General features: G+C 65.1%; 16 protein-coding genes. 8 read left to right on the top strand and 8 right to left on the bottom strand.

All coding sequences use genetic code 11. The annotated features are described in order from the left end of the window. Window positions 1-30 precede the first annotated feature (30 nt). From hemC to SC1_RS19515, 5 genes are read left to right on the top strand one after another with little or no spacing between them, the layout of a single operon-like run. Window positions 31-978, top strand: a complete 948-nt coding sequence (hemC, locus tag SC1_RS19535; protein ID WP_062186190.1) for a hydroxymethylbilane synthase — start codon at window positions 31-33, stop codon at window positions 976-978. Next, window positions 975-1664 (top strand): uroporphyrinogen-III synthase, encoded by a 690-nt coding sequence (locus SC1_RS19530; protein WP_062186189.1) that lies wholly within the window; start codon window positions 975-977, stop codon window positions 1662-1664. Before hemC ends, SC1_RS19530 begins: the two co-directional genes overlap by 4 nt. Window positions 1665-1683: 19 nt before the next feature. After that, a complete protein-coding gene (locus SC1_RS19525) occupies window positions 1684-2580 on the top strand; it encodes a mitofilin family membrane protein (RefSeq protein ID WP_062186187.1) in 897 nt (298 codons plus the stop codon). Between the two features lie 51 nt (window positions 2581-2631). After that, window positions 2632-3834: an acyl-CoA dehydrogenase gene (locus SC1_RS19520; protein WP_062186185.1), complete on the top strand. Its 1203-nt coding sequence runs from the start codon at window positions 2632-2634 to the stop codon at window positions 3832-3834. Then, a complete protein-coding gene (locus SC1_RS19515; RefSeq protein WP_062186182.1) occupies window positions 3827-4948 on the top strand; it encodes a CaiB/BaiF CoA-transferase family protein in 1122 nt (373 codons plus the stop codon). Before SC1_RS19520 ends, SC1_RS19515 begins: the two co-directional genes overlap by 8 nt. Window positions 4949-5177: 229 nt before the next feature. Here the strand turns inward: SC1_RS19515 and SC1_RS19510 are convergent, their stop codons facing one another. Beyond that, entirely contained in the window at window positions 5178-7538 is a 2361-nt protein-coding gene (locus tag SC1_RS19510) for a TonB-dependent receptor domain-containing protein (protein WP_062186181.1), read from the bottom strand. Window positions 7539-7732: 194 nt separating this feature from the next. Here SC1_RS19510 and SC1_RS19505 point away from each other — a divergent pair, with 194 nt between their 5' ends. Further along, window positions 7733-8356, top strand: a complete 624-nt coding sequence (locus SC1_RS19505; protein WP_062186179.1) for a TetR/AcrR family transcriptional regulator — start codon at window positions 7733-7735, stop codon at window positions 8354-8356. Here SC1_RS19505 and metW read toward each other — a convergent pair. Genes metW through SC1_RS19490 form a run of 3 tightly spaced genes read right to left on the bottom strand, consistent with a single transcriptional unit; the run spans window position 8353 to window position 10492 of the window. Next, window positions 8353-8937 carry a methionine biosynthesis protein MetW gene (metW, locus tag SC1_RS19500; RefSeq protein ID WP_062186177.1) on the bottom strand — a complete coding sequence of 195 codons (585 nt, stop codon included), beginning with the start codon at window positions 8935-8937 and terminating at the stop codon, window positions 8353-8355. The two genes, SC1_RS19505 and metW, sit on opposite strands and share 4 nt — an antisense overlap. Window positions 8938-8939: 2 nt before the next feature. After that, window positions 8940-9371, bottom strand: a complete 432-nt coding sequence (locus tag SC1_RS19495; RefSeq protein WP_062186175.1) for a GNAT family N-acetyltransferase — start codon at window positions 9369-9371, stop codon at window positions 8940-8942. Then, entirely contained in the window at window positions 9368-10492 is a 1125-nt protein-coding gene (locus SC1_RS19490; protein ID WP_062186173.1) for a homoserine O-acetyltransferase, read from the bottom strand. Before SC1_RS19490 ends, SC1_RS19495 begins: the two co-directional genes overlap by 4 nt. A 79-nt stretch (window positions 10493-10571) precedes the next feature. On the opposite strand from SC1_RS19490, the gene hisC reads away from it, so the two are divergent. Both hisC and SC1_RS19480 read left to right on the top strand, forming a co-directional pair. Beyond that, the gene (gene hisC / locus SC1_RS19485) at window positions 10572-11687 is read left to right on the top strand and encodes a histidinol-phosphate transaminase (RefSeq protein ID WP_062186170.1); all 1116 of its coding nucleotides are present in this window, start codon (window positions 10572-10574) and stop codon (window positions 11685-11687) included. Continuing rightward, a complete protein-coding gene (locus tag SC1_RS19480; protein WP_062186168.1) occupies window positions 11687-12601 on the top strand; it encodes a prephenate/arogenate dehydrogenase family protein in 915 nt (304 codons plus the stop codon). The genes hisC and SC1_RS19480 overlap by 1 nt, the downstream gene beginning before the upstream one ends. On the opposite strand, the gene SC1_RS19475 is transcribed toward SC1_RS19480, so the two are convergent. Genes SC1_RS19475 through ftsE form a run of 4 tightly spaced genes read right to left on the bottom strand, consistent with a single transcriptional unit; the run spans window position 12598 to window position 15520 of the window. Beyond that, window positions 12598-13329, bottom strand: coding sequence for a 1-acyl-sn-glycerol-3-phosphate acyltransferase (locus tag SC1_RS19475; protein ID WP_062186166.1), 732 nt, complete (start codon window positions 13327-13329; stop codon window positions 12598-12600). The genes SC1_RS19480 and SC1_RS19475 overlap by 4 nt on opposite strands. 11 nt (window positions 13330-13340) lie before the next feature. Then, window positions 13341-13871, bottom strand: a complete 531-nt coding sequence (locus SC1_RS19470) for a YdcF family protein (protein ID WP_062186164.1) — start codon at window positions 13869-13871, stop codon at window positions 13341-13343. Then, the gene (locus SC1_RS19465) at window positions 13868-14785 is read right to left on the bottom strand and encodes an ABC transporter permease (RefSeq protein WP_062186162.1); all 918 of its coding nucleotides are present in this window, start codon (window positions 14783-14785) and stop codon (window positions 13868-13870) included. The genes SC1_RS19470 and SC1_RS19465 overlap by 4 nt, the downstream gene beginning before the upstream one ends. Before the next feature lie 3 nt (window positions 14786-14788). Then, entirely contained in the window at window positions 14789-15520 is a 732-nt protein-coding gene (gene ftsE / locus SC1_RS19460; RefSeq protein WP_062186160.1) for a cell division ATP-binding protein FtsE, read from the bottom strand. Window position 15521: the final 1 nt, after the last annotated feature.

The following is a 15521-nucleotide window of genomic DNA, read 5'->3' as shown; positions in this document are numbered from 1 at the left end:
GCAGGGCAAGCCGCGCTAGCAGCAAAGCCCATGAACCAACTTCCGACCCCCGAAAACCCGCTGCGCATCGGTACGCGCGCGTCGCCGTTGGCAATGGCACAGGCGCATATGGCGATGGCGGCGCTGATTGCCAGCCATGGCATTGAGATGACGGCGCTCGAAATCGTGCCGATGACCGCGACGGGGGACAAGATCCAGGACCGCGCGCTTGCCGAAGTTGGCGGCAAGGCGCTGTGGACGCGCGAACTCGATGCGGCGCTCGATGCGGGGACGATCGATATCGCCGTCCACTCGCTGAAGGATGTCGAAACGATCCGCGACGCGCGATTTTTCCTCGGCGCGATGCTCGAACGCGCTGATCCGCGCGACCGGCTGGTGGTGCGCGAGGGAATCGGCGTGGCGACAATTGCGGAACTGCCGCCGGGGGCGCGGTTGGGGACGAGCAGCCCGCGCCGTGCGGCACAGGTGAAGCGGATCCGCCCCGACCTTGAGACGGTGCTGCTGCGCGGCAATGTCGCGACGCGGCTTGCAAAGATTGCGGCGGGCGATGCCGATGCGACCTTGCTCGCGGCGGCGGGGCTCGACCGCCTCGGAATGCATGACGTCGGGACGGTACAAGAGGCGAGCCTGCTGCTTCCGGCGGCATCGCAGGGCGCGATCGGGATCGAGTGCCGCGCCGACGATGCGGATACTCGCGCGTTGCTCGCCGCGGTCGATCATGCGCCGACCCATCTTGCTGTCGCAGCCGAGCGCGCGTTTTTGGCGGCGCTCGGCGGCGATTGCCGCTCACCGGTCGCGGCACATGCGTGGTGGCAGGACGACGGCGCGCTGCGCCTCGATGCCGAGATTTTCTCCGACGATGGCGCCGATCATGCGGCGGGGCATGTCATCGTCGCCGATGATGCGGCCGCGGCGGGGTTGGCACAGCGGTTGCTCGATGAAGCGCCCGATAGCGTCCGGCGGCTGTTCGCGGCATGACCGATGGCCCGCCGCTGATCGTGACGCGGCCCGAGCCGGGCAATGCGGCGACGGTGGAGCGGGCGAGGGCGATGGGATTCGACGCGCATGCGATGCCGCTTTTCGCCGCGCGACCGGTCGACTGGATGCCGCCGCAGGCCGGCGATTTCGATGCGCTGTTGCTGACCAGCGCCTTTGCCGCGCGTTTGGCGGGTCCGGGGCTGGCCGCGCTCGCGTCGCTGCCTGTCCATGCCGTCGGCGCGGCGACGGCGCGCGCGGCCGAGGCCGCGGGGCTGGCCGTCGCGATGACCGGATCGTCGGACGTCCGGCGGCTTCTTGACGATATGACGTCAGGAGATATTCGAAATATATTATGGCTTTGCGGCCGCGATCGGTCCGAATTCGATGCCCCGGGGGCCGCGATCGTGCCGGTTCCCTGCTATGCGGTGGATCCGGTCCCGCCGCCCGCCCGATGGGCCGAACTGACCGGCGCCCCGGCCACCTTGCTCGCGCATTCGCCGCGCGCTGCACGCCGTATTTCCGATCTGGTCGGCACGGCGCGCGGACATCTGTCGCTGGCCGCAATCAGCCCCGCGGCCGCGGCGGCGGCGGGTGAGGGCTGGGGCGCGCTCGTCATTGCGGCACAGCCGGACGATGTCGCAATATTGGCACAGGCGCGTGCTTTGTGGCACAAGGGTGCAAAATAGGGTCGTTCGAAAGAGAAACATGGCAATCGACAGCATCGACACGTCCTCGTCGGCGGACGAGGCGGTACCTGCACAGGGACTATCGTTTCGCGCTATCGCTATCGGTGCCTTCCTGCTGCTTCTGATCGGCATCGTCGGCGGCGGGTGGGCTGTGAATCGTTGGCTGACGGGGAATAATCTGCCGCCGCCGGCGAAAATGATTGCGGCGCCCGCAGGAACCACCGGCCCACCTGCCGTAAAGGGCACAGCCAATGCCGTGCCGTCCATGGTGGCGCCGATCGATAGCGCCAACGCGCTTGCGACGCGCGTCGCCGAACTCGAACAGCGGCTGTCGCGGATCACGCTCGAAGCCGAATCTGCATCGGGCAATGCTTCGCGCGCCGAAGGGCTGCTCGTGGCTTTTGCGGTGCGCCGCGCGCTCGATCGCGGGCTCTCGCTCGGCTATCTCGACGCGCAGCTACGGCTGCGCTTCGGCGACGACCAACCGAATGCGGTCAAGACGATCATCGATACGTCGCGCGAGCCGGTGACGCTCGAACAGCTTCGCGCCGAACTCGACGCGATGGCGCCGCAGCTTGTCGGGCGCGGCGACGACGGAAACGGCAGCCTGTGGACCGGGCTGCGCCGCGAGCTGGGCGAGCTGTTCGTCGTGCGCGCTGCGGGAACCCAATCGCCGCGCGCTTCCGAACGGCTCGATCGTGCGCGCCGCTATCTGACGGCCGGACAGGCCGACCTTGCGATCGCCGAGGTCGAGGCGATGCCGGGTTCGGAAGTGGCGAGCGAGTGGCTGATCGAGGCGCGGCGTTATCATGAAGCGCGGCGCGCGCTTGACCTGATCGAGACCGCGGCGATATTGGAGCCGCGCGACAGCCCTGCTGCCGCAATGGCCCGCAAAACGGCCGAACCGACCCCGTAGCGCGCAAGCCTCTCAAAGGGCTGCCCGCCTTTTTGAGAGAAAGCCCGTTCCATGGCCCTCGCCGATCCGCAGCGCATCGAAGCGCTCGACCCGCTCGATCCCCTCCAGCTCGACGCGGAGCTCAGCGAAGAGGAGCGGATGGTCCGCGATACGGCGCGCTCCTATGCGACCGACGCACTGCTGCCGCGCGTGACTTCGGCGTTCCTCGACGAACGATTCGACCGTGAGATCATGTCCGAAATGGGCGCGCTCGGGCTGCTCGGCGCGACGATCGACCCCGAATATGGCGGCGCGGGGCTGAATTATGTCAGCTACGGGCTGATCGCCCGCGAAGTCGAGCGGATCGATTCGGGTTACCGGTCGGCCTGTTCGGTTCAAAGCTCGCTCGTGATCCACCCGATCAACGCCTATGGCAGCGAGGAACAGAAGCGCAAATATCTGCCCGGGCTGACCTCGGGCGAGCTCGTCGGCTGTTTCGGCCTGACCGAGCCCGACGCGGGTAGCGACCCTGGCGGGATGCGCACGCGCGCCGAGAAGATCGAAGGCGGATACCGCCTCAAAGGCGCGAAAATGTGGATCACCAACTCGCCGATCGCCGACGTGTTCGTCGTGTGGGCGAAGTCGGAAGCGCATGACGGCGCGATTCGCGGCTTTGTGCTCGAAAAGGGCATGAAGGGGCTTTCAGCCCCCAAGATCGAAGGCAAGGTGAGCCTGCGCGCGTCGGTTACCGGTGAAATCGTGATGGATTCGGTCGAGGTCGGCGAGGATGCGCTGTTGCCGCATGTGTCGGGGCTGAAAGGACCGTTCGGCTGCCTCAATCGCGCACGTTACGGTATTGGCTGGGGCGCGATGGGCGCCGCCGAATTCTGCTATGAAGCGGCGCGCAACTACACCGGAGAGCGCAAGCAGTTCGGACGTCCGCTCGCAGCGAATCAGATCGTGCAGTTGAAGCTCGCCAATATGCTTACCGAAATTGCCCTTGGCACGCAGGCAGCGCTGCGCGTCGGGCGGTTGATCGACGAGGGGCGGCTCATCCCCGATGCGATCAGCTTCTTGAAACGCAACAATTGCGGCAAGGCGCTCGATATCGCCCGGGTCGCGCGCGACATGCACGGCGGCAACGGGATTTCGGCCGATTATCATGTGATCCGTCATGCGGTGAATCTCGAAACGGTGAACACCTATGAGGGCACCCACGACGTCCACGCGCTGATCCTTGGCCGCGCGATCACGGGCATTTCGGCTTTTGCCTAAACCGCTGGAGGGCATCCGCGTCGTCGAACTGGCGCGGGTGCTCGCGGGCCCCTGGTGCGGGCAATTGCTCGCCGATCTGGGCGCCGAGGTGGTCAAGGTCGAGCGCCCCGGCGCAGGCGATGATACGCGCGAATGGGGGCCGCCCTTTGTCACCGGCGCGGATGGCGAAGCGCTCGGCGCGGCTTATTATCATAGCTGCAACCGCGGCAAGCGGAGCGTCGCGATCGATATCGCGAGCCCCAAGGGGCAGGCCGAAGTGCGCGCGCTGCTCGCCGACGCCGACGTCGTCATCGAAAATTACAAGGTCGGCGGGCTCGTCAAATATGGGCTCGATCCCGCGCGGCTGCGTGCCGATTTTCCGCGGCTGGTCGTCTGTTCGATCACCGGCTTCGGCCAGACCGGGCCTTATGCGCATCGTGCCGGCTATGATTATATCGTGCAGGCGATGAGCGGCTTTATGTCGCTGACCGGCGAACCCGACGGAGCGCCGCAAAAGGCGGGGATCGCTTACGCCGACATTTTTACCGGCATGTATTCGGCGGTCGCAATCCTTGCGGCGTTGCGACGTCGTGACGTCACGAATATGGGTGCGCATGTCGATATGGCGCTGCTCGACAGCCAGGTCGCGGTGCTGGCGAATCAGGCGGCCAATTATCTTGCGAGCGGCGTCGCGCCGAAGCGGATGGGCAATGCGCACGCCAATGTCGTGCCCTATCAGGTCTTTGCGACCGCCGACGGCCAGCTCGTCATCGCGGTCGGGAACGACGGGCAATATCGGAAGCTCTGCGCGGTATTGGGTGTGCCCGAATGGGGTGACGATCCGCGTTTCGCCAACAATGCCATGCGGCTTGCGAATCGGGCCGAGCTGGTCCCGCTGCTTGCGGCGAAGATTGCGGCGTGGGACGCGCAGCCGCTGTCGCTTGCGCTTGAGGCCGAGGGTGTGCCTGCGGGGCCGATCAATGATCTGGCGCAGGTGTTCGCCGATCCGCAGGTTATTGCGCGCCGGATGCGCTTCCGGCCCGCGGGCGCGTCAATCGACGGCGTCGCGAGCCCGATCGTCATCGACGGCGAGCGTATGGTTTCGCCCAGCGGCGCGCCGCCGCTGGGCGGCTGACGACCGGAAGTTGCCGTCCCTCTAATCGTCACCCCGGACTTGATCCGGGGTCCCGCTATTCTGCGAAGTGTATCGATGCTTTCAAAAAGCGGGATCCCGGGTAAGCCCGGGATGACGAAGAAGGATGAAGCACTCCCTGCTCACCACCCCATGGCGGACGTTTCGCCGACCGGTGCGCAAGAAAAAGGGGCGCCGCGATGGACGCCCCTTTCTCCCCCTTATCCGAAAATCAGAATTTGACCGTGCCGCTCACGAAGACCTGCCGCGGGTTGCCGTAAAAGGCGGTGACCACGCCCTCCTGCCCCAGGCTGGGTGACACATTGCCGGCGGGCGTCAATATGGGGACGCCCGTCGTCGGATTGACCGCGATGAACTGATAGCCCGATGTCTTGTACTGCTTATCCAATATATTCTTGGCGTGGAGGCCGATCGAAAAGCTGTCGTCGCTGGAGGACCAGACCAGATTCGCGTCCCACAGCGCATAGCCCTTTTGATCGAGGTAGGGGCTGGGGGTTTCGAACTGGGTGGTCTTGCTGCGATAGGACAGGGTGGTTGATGCGTTGATCGAGCCCGAGAAGCCCGGCAACTGCCCCGAAAGCGTGCCCGATGCCGTCCATTTGGGCGTATTCTGGATGCGACGGAAATCGGCGACATCGACGCCCAGATTGTTGATGAACGTCAGATATTTTCCATCGATATAGCCAAGCGTGCCCGCCAGGTTGATCGCCGATCCGTCGCCGGCGAAATCGCGTGCCAGCGTGGCGGAGCTTTCGACTTCGACCCCCTGCAAACGGGCTTTCGAGGCGTTGGTGGTGATACCGGCAAAGGTTTCGAACACACCGTCGCCATTATTATCGACACCGACCGAACCCGGGATCTGCACATCCTTGTAATCGGCGCGGAAGCCGGTGACGGCAAGGCGCAGGCGGCCGTCAGCCAGCGATCCCTTATACCCGATTTCATAGCTGTCGACCGTTTCGGGGTCGAAGGTCAGAAAATTGAATATCTCGTCATAGCTGCGCACGCCGTCGCGATTGCTGTCCGGTGCGCCGGTGGAGTTGCCGCGCGGGTCGAAACCGCCGCCCTTGAAGCCGCTCGAATAGGATGCATAGATCAGATGATCGTCGGTCGGCTTGAACGCGATCGAGGCGCGCGGGGTGAATTTGGTGAACTTGCGCGACCCCGTGAAATTGGAATCGGTGACCAGCGCAATCGGCGCGTTGCCGCCAAGCTGGGGGTCCGGCCCCAGGATCCGGCGCTGCTTCAGGATGCGGGCGTCGCGAACGTCCGACGTGTAGCGTCCGCCGAGCGAGATCGACAACTGATCGGTGACGTCATAGGTGAAATCGCCGAACGCCGACCATGTGTCGGTCTTTACAGTACCCCCGGTGTAAGACGAGAATTGCGGGAAACCGAGCAGGTTGCCGGTGGTGTAAAGCAGCACGTCGAAATTGGTGATCGCCGACGCATTGAGATAATAGAAGCCGACCAGACCGTTCAGCCTGTCGCTTTGATAGAGGATCTGGAATTCCTGGCTAAGCTGCTCATTTTTATAGATGCCGGGCACGTCGACATCGACAGCGGGAAGCGCGTCGAAATCGATCGGGCCAAAGCTGGTGTCCTTGCGCCAGGCGCTGATGCTGCGCAGCGTAACCGTGTCCGACAGTTCGGCGGAGACATTCATGGCGAGGCCGTAAGCCTCGATATCCTGTTTGGGCGTGACGAGGCCGCCGCGGGTATCATAGACATCGTCGAGCACGGGCGTGCCGGTCTGCAGGCTGCGGATCAGGCGATGGCCGCCGCGCGGTTGCGATTTGTCCTTGGTGTAATCGCCCGAAATCCGGATCAGTACCGGTTCGCCATAGCCGCCGAACTCGACGGTTCCCCGCCCGGCCCAGATATCCTTGTTATAATTGTCGAGCCCGGTCGTCAGATTCTTGCCGAACCCGCCGCGCGACAGCCGTGCAAGCGATCCGCCGACACGGAGCAGGTCCCCGATGGGCGCGCTGGCCGTGATTACACCCTCTGCCTGATCATAGGTGCCATAGGTCGCGCGCAGCTTCAGCGAAAAATCCTGCGGCAGCGTCTTGGTGACATATTTCACCGCGCCGCCGATGGTGTTGCGGCCGTAAAGCGTTCCTTGCGGACCACGCAGAATCTCGATCCGCTCCACATCATAAATGTCGAGAACCGCGGCCTGCGGGCGGTTCAGATACACATCGTCAAGATAGATGCCGACGCCGGCCTCGAACCCGCCGACCGGATCCTGCTGACCGACGCCGCGGATGAACGCGGTCAGGGTCGAATTGGTCGCGCGCGAATTTTCCAGCGTGACGTTGGGCGTCGTGTCGGAAATGGCGGTGATGTCGGATGCACCCGATTGCTCCAGCGCCGCGCCCGAATAAGCGGTGACTGCGATCGGCACATCGAGCAGCGATTCTTCGCGGCGGCGGGCGGTGACGACAATATCGCCGTCGCTGGCGTCGGTCGCGCCTGCTTCCTGCGCGAAAGCGGCGGGGGCGAAGGCGATCATCGAAAGCGCGCTGGTGGCAAGAATGGCACGACGCAGCGGGCGGGCGAAAGGACGCATATGACTCTCCCATGTGGCGGGTGACCCCTCGCCACCCTGTTTGGTTTATCTTGGGCCGGTGCTTGCCAAGCCGCGTCGCATCCAATAATGAAACATGAACCAAGTTTCAACTTGGAATGTGCAGCCGTCGTTTTTTGCTTGCCAGTGGTGCGGAAAAGCCACGATGCAGCGACGGAGGGGAGATGAGGGCCGTTATGGATCAAACGGAACAGGGCACGGGTGACGCGCGCGACAAGACGCCGCGTACCGAGCGAGGGCGCCGTACGCTGCGCAAGCTGCTCGACGCCGCGGCGGTCGAATTCGGCGAGCGCGGATTTCACGAGGCGTCGATCAGCGCGATCACGCGCCGCGCCGGGACCGCGCTCGGCAGTTTCTATACCTATTTCGATTCGAAGGAGGAGATCTTCCAGGCGCTCGTCCGCTATATGAGCGAGCAGCTGCGCGACCATGTCACGCCGCTGGTGCAGGCCGCGCCCGACGAGATCAGCGCCGAGCGTATCGGGCTCGAATCCTATCTCGGCTTCGTGCGCGAGCATAAGGAGATCTACCGCATCATCGATGAAGCCGAATTCGTCGATTATGCGAGCTATCGCAGCCATTATGAAACGACGGTCGCGCGCGTGCGCCAGCGCCTGGAAAAGGGCGCCGAGCGTGGCGAGATCCGGGACGACGTCAGCGAGATCCACGCCTGGGCGATCGGCGGGATGAACGTCTTCCTCGGGATGCGCTATGGCTTGTGGGATACGGAGAGCGACATTTCAGAGATCGCACGGATCGCGAATGATTTGCTCGCGAACGGCTTGAAGAAGCGCGATTAGCGCGAAATCAGGAAGATCGCATGTTCCGCGCGCCAGCTTGCCGCCGCGTCGCTGGCCGGCTTGTCGCCTGAAAGGTGCCAGACCCTTTCTACCTTGATACCCTTCGCGTGGACGAGATCGCGAAAGTCGCTGACCGTGACATGATGGATATTCGGCGTTTCGTACCAGGCGACAGGCAGGAGGCGGGTTACCGGCATCCGGCCGTTCCACAGCAAGGCCAACCGCACGCGCCAGTGCGCGAAATTGGGGAAGCTGACGAAGGCACGCGGCGCGATGCGCAGCAATTCGTCGACAATGCGGTCGGGGCGCTCGGTCGTTTGCAGCGTCTGCGACAGGATCGCATAGTCGAATGCGTCATCGGGATAGTCGGCGAGGTCGCGGTTGGCATCGCCCTGCACGACCGACTGGCCGCGCGCGATTGCGGCAGTGACATTGTCAGGGTCGATCTCCAGCCCCCGCGCATCGACTCCCTTGTCCCGCAGCGCCGCCATCAGCTCGCCATCGCCGCAGCCGACGTCGAGCACGCGCGACGCCTGGGGAACGGCATCGGCGATGATTGCCAGGTCGGGGCGCAGCTTCATCGTCAGGCCGGCCTGTAGATGTTGGGGAAATGCCGCTGCATGAACGGTGCCCTATCCTCGATCGCGGTCCAGCCGAGCGCGGCATAAAGGCCGTGGGCGTCGCTGGTCGCGAGCATCCATCGTCGCAGTCCCTGCAGGTCGGGATGATCGTGCAGCGCGGTTACCATGCGAGCGGCGAGGCCGTTCCCGCGATGCGCGTCGAGCACATAGACGTCGGCCAGATAGGCGAAGGTCGCACGATCGGTGACGACGCGGGCAAACCCGACCTGATCGCCGCCCGGTGCGAAGACGCCGACACATAACGATCCCTCTATCGCGCGCTCGACGGTCGCGGGGGCAATATTTTCCGCCCAATAGCTCTTGGTCAAAAAGGCGTGGATTGCGCCGAGCTGCATGTCGGATCGGTCGAAGGACAGGCGATAGGTTTCACTCATGGCGGACCTGCCCGAAGCGACCCTGCGACAAGGCGATCGAGCGCGGGCACGTCGAGGAGGAAACTGTCGTGGCCGAAGGGGGCCGACAGTTCGACGAAGCTTGCCGCAGCGCCGACGCTTTGCAGTGCCTGCACGATGCGGCGCGATTCGGAGGTCGGATAGAGCCAGTCGGTATCGAAGCTGACGAGCGTGAAGCGCACGTCCTTCGCCGCGGCGAAGGCGCCCGCGAGGCGGCCGTCATGCGTGTCGGCGAGGTCGAAATAATCCATCGCGCGCGTGATGTAGAGATAGGCGTTGGCGTCAAAGCGGTCGGTGAAGGCAAGCCCCTGATGCCTGAGATAGGATTCCACCTGGAAATCTGCGTCGAAACCAAAGCTCTTGATATCGCGCGCCTGCAGGCGGCGGCCGAATTTCTCGGTCAGCCCTTCCTCGGAGAGATAGGTGATATGGGCCGCCATGCGTGCGACCGCGAGGCCTTTGGTGGGCGCACGCGCGCTGCCGTAATATTGGCCGTCCTGCCAGTCGGGGTCGGCCATGATCGCCTGCCGCCCAACCTCGTGAAAGGCGATATTCTGCGCCGAATGCCGCGCAGCGCTTGCAATGACGAGTGCCGAGGCAAGGCGATCGGGATAGGTCGCGGCCCAGGCAAGCGTCTGCATTCCGCCCATCGAGCCGCCGACGACGGCATGAAGTCGCGAAATGCCGAGATGATCGAGCAGCATGGCCTGCGCGCGTACCATGTCGGTGATCGTGATGACGGGAAAGGCCATGCCGAGCGGCGCGCCGGTCACGGCGTCGGGCGAAGCGGGGCCGCTCGTCCCCATGCAACTGCCGAGCACATTGGCGCAGATGACATGGAAATGGTCGGTGTCGATCGGCTTTCCTGGGCCGACCATGCGCGCCCACCAGCCGGGCTTGCCCGTCGCCGGATGGTCGCTCGCAACATATTGGTCGCCGGTCAGCGCGTGGCAGATCAGCACCGCGTTCGACTTGTCGGCATTCAGCGCGCCATAGCTTTGATACGCGATCGTCACCGAGCCCAGCAATTGTCCGCTGTCGAGCGGCAGCGGCATGGCGATCGTCACGCTTTGGTGCTGAATCTGGTGGAGCAGGCTCGCCATGGTTCGCGCCGGGCTAAGCGGGCGGACGGGACGTGTCAACGTGCTGGACTCGCGCGGTACAGCCGCTAAACGGCGCGGCATGACCGACACCAGCGCCACCCTCGCTCCGAAGCCGTGGATCAGCGGCATCGCTCCCTATGTTCCCGGCAAGTCGGCCGGCGCCGATGGCCGGCCGCTGATCAAATTGAGCGCGAACGAAAATCCGCTCGGAACGGGCGAAAAGGCACGCGCGGCGTTTGCTGCGGCGCAGGCGGCGCCCGATGCGCTCTCCCGCTACCCCGACCCTGGCTCGGCGATCTTGCGCGAGACGATCGCGGCAAAGTTCGGGCTCGATCCGGCGCGGATCATCTGCGGCAACGGGTCGGACGAACTGCTCCACCTCGCGGCGGGCACCTATGCGGGCGCGGGCGATGAGATACTCTATGTGCGCTATGGTTTCGCGGTCTATGAAATCGCGGCGCGCCGCGTCGGCGCGGTGCCGATCGAGGCCGATGACAAGGATTATGCGACCGACGTCGACGCGTTGCTCGCGGCGGTGACCGAGCGTACGCGCGTCGTCTATCTCGCCAATCCGAACAATCCGACCGGCACGCTCGCGACGCGCGACGAGGTCGCGCGGCTCTATGCCGGGCTCCCCAAGAACGTCCTGTTCGTGATCGACCAGGCCTATTCGGAATATCTGTCCGACGCCGAGGACGACGGCGGGCTCGAACTCGCGAAGACGCAGCCGAATGTCTTTATCACGCGCACCTTTTCGAAGATCCACGGGCTTGCCGCCGAACGCATCGGCTGGGGCTATGCCGCGGCCGAGGTGATTTCGGCGCTGCACCGCATCCGCCTGCCGTTCAACGTCACGCGTGCGGGACAGGCGGCGGCGGTCGCGGCGCTCGGCGACGAGGAATTTGTTGCGCACAGCCGCGAGCATAATGCGACATGGCGCGACTGGCTGGCCGGAGAGCTCGAAAGTCTTGGCAACCATGGCATTCGCGTCGTTCCGTCGGCGTGCAACTTCCTGCTCGTGCTGTTCGAGGGCGATGTCAGCGCCGAGACCGTCTATAATCGGCTGATGGACGCGGGTTACATCGTCCGCTGGCTGCCCGGACAGGGGCTGCCGAACGCGCTGCGCATGACGATCGGTACCGAAGAGGAGACACGCGGGCTTGCGGCGGCGATCCGCGCGGCGCTGAACGGCTGATGCCAAAAGCGTCGAGCGTTGATCGCGTCGCGATTGTCGGATTGGGCCTGATCGGCTCGTCGATCGCGCGCGCGATCGGCGAGCGGTTGCCGCAGGTCGTGGTGACCGGCCACGATGCCAGCGGCGACGTGCGCAAGATTGCTCGCGAACTCGGGATTTGCGACGAGATCGCCGACGACGCCGTTGCGGCGGTGGCCGATGCCGACCTTGTGATCCTGGCGGTGCCGGTGGGGCGTATGGCCGATGCGGCCGTGGCGATTGCGCCTGGGCTCAAATCCGATGCGATCATTTCGGACGTCGGCTCGTCGAAAGCGGGGGTCGCCGACGCGCTGGCAAAGACGCTGCCCAACCATGCCGTCATTCCGGCGCATCCGGTCGCGGGGACCGAGAATAGCGGTCCCGCGGCAGGTTTTGCGACTTTATTCGAAGGCCGCTGGTGCATCGTGACGCCCGGCGCTAATGCACCCGACGCGGCCGTGACGGCGGTGACGTCTTTCTGGCAAGCGCTCGGCGCAAAGGTCGAGATGATGGATGCAGCGCACCACGACATGGTGCTCGCGGTCACGAGCCATTTGCCGCACCTTATCGCTTACACGATCGTCGGCACCGCGAGCGAGCTGGAGGAGGTCACCGAAAGCGAGGTGATCAAATATTCGGCCGGCGGTTTCCGCGATTTCACGCGCATCGCGGCGAGCGATCCGGTGATGTGGCGCGATGTGTTTCTCGCGAACAAGGACGCCGTGCTCGCGACGCTGCAACGCTTCAACGAGGATCTGACCGTGCTGCAGCAGGCGATCCGCCGCGGCGATGCCGACAAGCTGGAGGACTGGTTCACGCGCACGCGCGCGATCCGTCGTTCGATCATCGAACAGGGGCAGGATGATGCGGCGCCCGATTTCGGGCGCAAGCATTAAGCCGAGGCTTTGTTCGCCAGCAGCGCTTCGGGCGGGTTCAGCGCATTGATCGCGCGCCAGACGCGTTCTTCGGCTTCCTCGCGTGGCAGGCCCGCGGGGATCGTCTCGCCGACCTTATAGGTGATCGTGCCCGACCATTTGACCCAGCGGCGCGGCGGATAAGCGATGCCGCTGTTCACCGCGACCGGGATCACGGGCACGCCGAGCAGGCGGTAGATGCCGGCAAAACCCGAACGCAGCGGCGGCGCCTCGCCATGGGGAATTCGCGTTCCTTCGGCGAACAGCACCAGCGGGCGGTCCTTGGCGAGTGCGGCCTTGGCCGCGTTCAGCATCGCGCGCATCGCCTTGCCGCCGCCGTCGCGATCGACGGGGATCAGACCATAGAAACGCGCCGCCTGTCCCCAGACGGGAATCGAGAAGAGCTGCTCCTTTGCAAAGACGGCCGGATGCTTGAACAGGCCCGGCTGTTCGATCGTCTCGAACGCGCCCTCATGCTTGAAGACATAGAGCACCGGAATATCGGGCATCTCGCCCTCGACGACGATCTTTTGCGCTAGCACGAAGCGGCAGATCAGTCGGTGGAACTGCGCCCAGATACGGACGAACCAGATCGTCGCGCGGTGCGAGATCGGCAGGGCGATCACCGCGCCGATCGAGCTGAAGCTGCTCATCAACACGAACAGCAGCCAGAACAGGATCGAGCGGAAAAGGGCGACAGTGTAGCGCATCGGCGCTCGCTTTAGAGCCCGAGGAGGCCGCCCGCCAGCCCCGCGAGATATTTATGATATTCGCGGAACAGGGTGGCGAAATTGGGCTGGCTGCGCACGGCATCGGGCAGGATCGTCACCGTGTCGCCGACCGCGCGGCCGATTTCATATTCGGCGCGGCGCATGTGCCAGTCGGTGGTGATCAGCCGGATGCTCTTATACTTGCGCCGCTGCGCCCAGGTCGCGACCTCGGTCGCGTTCGAGCGGGTATCCTCGGCCTCGAACCCCAGCGCGATGCAGCAATCGAACAGCGATACCGGGCGCTTATATTCGGCCGCAAGCTCGCGGGGCTTTACCTCGCGAGCGACGCCGCTGATGAGCAGGCGTTTGGCATCGCCCGCTTCGAGCCGTTCGAGCGCGCGATCGATGCGTCCCGGGCCACCGGTGAGCACGACGATAGCATCGGTTTTTTGTGCGCCGGCGGGCAGGGGCAGCAGCAGCGCGAACCATGCGAAGCCGAGCACCCAGGCCAGGAACAACAGGGAAATCAGGCGCTTGATCATAGAATCTTCTTAAGCGCGGCGAGCAAGGTCTGCCGCGCCGTGAGAGCGGCTAGCGCGATAGCCAATAGCGGCAGTGCCAGCAAGAGCGCCCAGCCGGCGGGGCCGAACGACGCGGTCGCGGCAAGGCCCGACGTGACCCCCGACCATTGCCAGCCGATCAACAGCAGGATCGCGGCGGCAACCGCGCTGCCGAGCGCGATACCATAGGCGGTGTCGATCGCGATGCGGCGCTGGAACAGCCGCGTGATCTGGCGGTCGGTGGCACCGATCATGTGGAGCATTTCGATCGTCGGGAAATGGGTGGCGAGCGCCGCGCGTGCGGTCATGATCACCACCGCGGCACTGGCGAGCGTCATCAGCACCACCATGCCGCCGGCGATCCATGCGAGCGAACGGATCAGCCGGGCGACCGGACCGAGCCATTCGGCGTGCGGGATGATCCGCGCGCCGGGTGCTTCGCGCGCGACCAGCGCCTGCAACTGGCGCATATGGCCGCTGCGGCCCTCGCCGGCGAAGTCGATGTCGACGAGCGCGGGCAGGGGCAATGATTTCAGTACCGGATCGTCGCCCCCCTCGCCGCCCGCTTCGCTGCCGAACCATTGGCCCAGCGTCGCCTGCAACTCTTCCTGCTCGACCGCGCGCGCCGAAAGGACGAAGGGCTGGGCGGCGGCGGCGCGGCGGAGTGCGGCGGCCTGTTCGGCGCGCGTCACCGGGTTGGCCGTAACGATCTGGACCGTCACGCGTCCCGCAATCGCGGCGCCGATGGCGTTCGCCGACCGCGCGAGTCCGACCCCGGCGGCGGCGGCAAGCAGGGTCAGCATCATCAGTATCGCGATCACCCACGGCGTCGGCCCCGACAGGCGGCGGTCGGGGAGCAGGCGGCGATGTTGGACGGGCACGCGCGGGATGATCATCGATCAGGTCCGGTTCGCTGGCGGATAGCGCAAGGCGCCCGTCGGGTCGGAGAGGCGGCCCCGTTCGAGCCGCATCATCTGCGCATTTTCGATACGGCTGATCAGATGGATATCGTGGGTGGCGACGACGACGGTGGTGCCAAGGCGGTTCAATGCCTCGAACAGCCCGAGCAGGCGCATTGCCATTTCGGGATCGACGTTACCCGTCGGCTCGTCGGCGACGAGCAATTGCGGCCGCGCGATGACCGCGCGCGCGATCGCGACGCGCTGCTGCTCGCCGCCCGATAATGTCGCGGGGCGGGCATCGGCCCGGTCGCCGAGGCCGATCCAGCTCAGCATTTCGCCGACCGGGCCCGACAGATCCTCTTCGCTGACCCCTGCAATCCGCAGCGGCAGCGCGATGTTGTCGCGCGCGCTGAGGTGGGGGATCAGGCGGAAGTCCTGAAACACGACGCCGATGCGACGGCGAAAGCCGGGCAGGCGGTGGCGCGGCATCGCGACCAGATCCTCGCCGAACAGGCGAACGATGCCGCGGCTCGGGCGCTGCGCGAGATAGAGCATCTTGAGCAGCGACGTCTTGCCCGCTCCCGATGCGCCGGTGAGGAAATAGAAGCTGCCGGGCTGGAGGTTGAAGCTGATATCGCTCAAAATTTCGGCATCGGGGCCATAGCGGAGGCCGACGCCGTCGAACTCGACCATCGCGCCGCCTGGCCGCGCTGAAGCCGCGTCCGTCATG

The sequence above is a fragment of the Sphingopyxis sp. C-1 genome (assembly GCF_001047015.1).
Lineage (GTDB): Bacteria > Pseudomonadota > Alphaproteobacteria > Sphingomonadales > Sphingomonadaceae > Sphingopyxis.
The sequence above is the reverse complement of the archived record's forward strand: the minus strand, read 5'-3'. Positions and strand labels throughout refer to the sequence as shown.

Excerpts from the sequence above, each read along its gene's own strand:
- SC1_RS19465 (WP_062186162.1), bottom strand. The coding sequence starts at position 14,785 with ATGATCATCCCGCGCGTGCCCGTCCAACATCGCCGCCTGCTCCCCGAC.
- SC1_RS19525 (WP_062186187.1), top strand. The coding sequence starts at position 1,684 with ATGGCAATCGACAGCATCGACACGTCCTCGTCGGCGGACGAGGCGGTA.
- SC1_RS19495 (WP_062186175.1), bottom strand. The coding sequence starts at position 9,371 with ATGAGTGAAACCTATCGCCTGTCCTTCGACCGATCCGACATGCAGCTC.
- SC1_RS19505 (WP_062186179.1), top strand. The coding sequence starts at position 7,733 with ATGGATCAAACGGAACAGGGCACGGGTGACGCGCGCGACAAGACGCCG.
- SC1_RS19490 (WP_062186173.1), bottom strand. The coding sequence starts at position 10,492 with ATGGCGAGCCTGCTCCACCAGATTCAGCACCAAAGCGTGACGATCGCC.
- hisC (WP_062186170.1), top strand. The coding sequence starts at position 10,572 with ATGACCGACACCAGCGCCACCCTCGCTCCGAAGCCGTGGATCAGCGGC.
- metW (WP_062186177.1), bottom strand. The coding sequence starts at position 8,937 with ATGAAGCTGCGCCCCGACCTGGCAATCATCGCCGATGCCGTTCCCCAG.
- SC1_RS19510 (WP_062186181.1), bottom strand. The coding sequence starts at position 7,538 with ATGCGTCCTTTCGCCCGCCCGCTGCGTCGTGCCATTCTTGCCACCAGC.
- hemC (WP_062186190.1), top strand. The coding sequence starts at position 31 with ATGAACCAACTTCCGACCCCCGAAAACCCGCTGCGCATCGGTACGCGC.
- SC1_RS19530 (WP_062186189.1), top strand. The coding sequence starts at position 975 with ATGACCGATGGCCCGCCGCTGATCGTGACGCGGCCCGAGCCGGGCAAT.
- ftsE (WP_062186160.1), bottom strand. The coding sequence starts at position 15,520 with ATGACGGACGCGGCTTCAGCGCGGCCAGGCGGCGCGATGGTCGAGTTC.
- SC1_RS19480 (WP_062186168.1), top strand. The coding sequence starts at position 11,687 with ATGCCAAAAGCGTCGAGCGTTGATCGCGTCGCGATTGTCGGATTGGGC.
- SC1_RS19470 (WP_062186164.1), bottom strand. The coding sequence starts at position 13,871 with ATGATCAAGCGCCTGATTTCCCTGTTGTTCCTGGCCTGGGTGCTCGGC.
- SC1_RS19520 (WP_062186185.1), top strand. The coding sequence starts at position 2,632 with ATGGCCCTCGCCGATCCGCAGCGCATCGAAGCGCTCGACCCGCTCGAT.
- SC1_RS19475 (WP_062186166.1), bottom strand. The coding sequence starts at position 13,329 with ATGCGCTACACTGTCGCCCTTTTCCGCTCGATCCTGTTCTGGCTGCTG.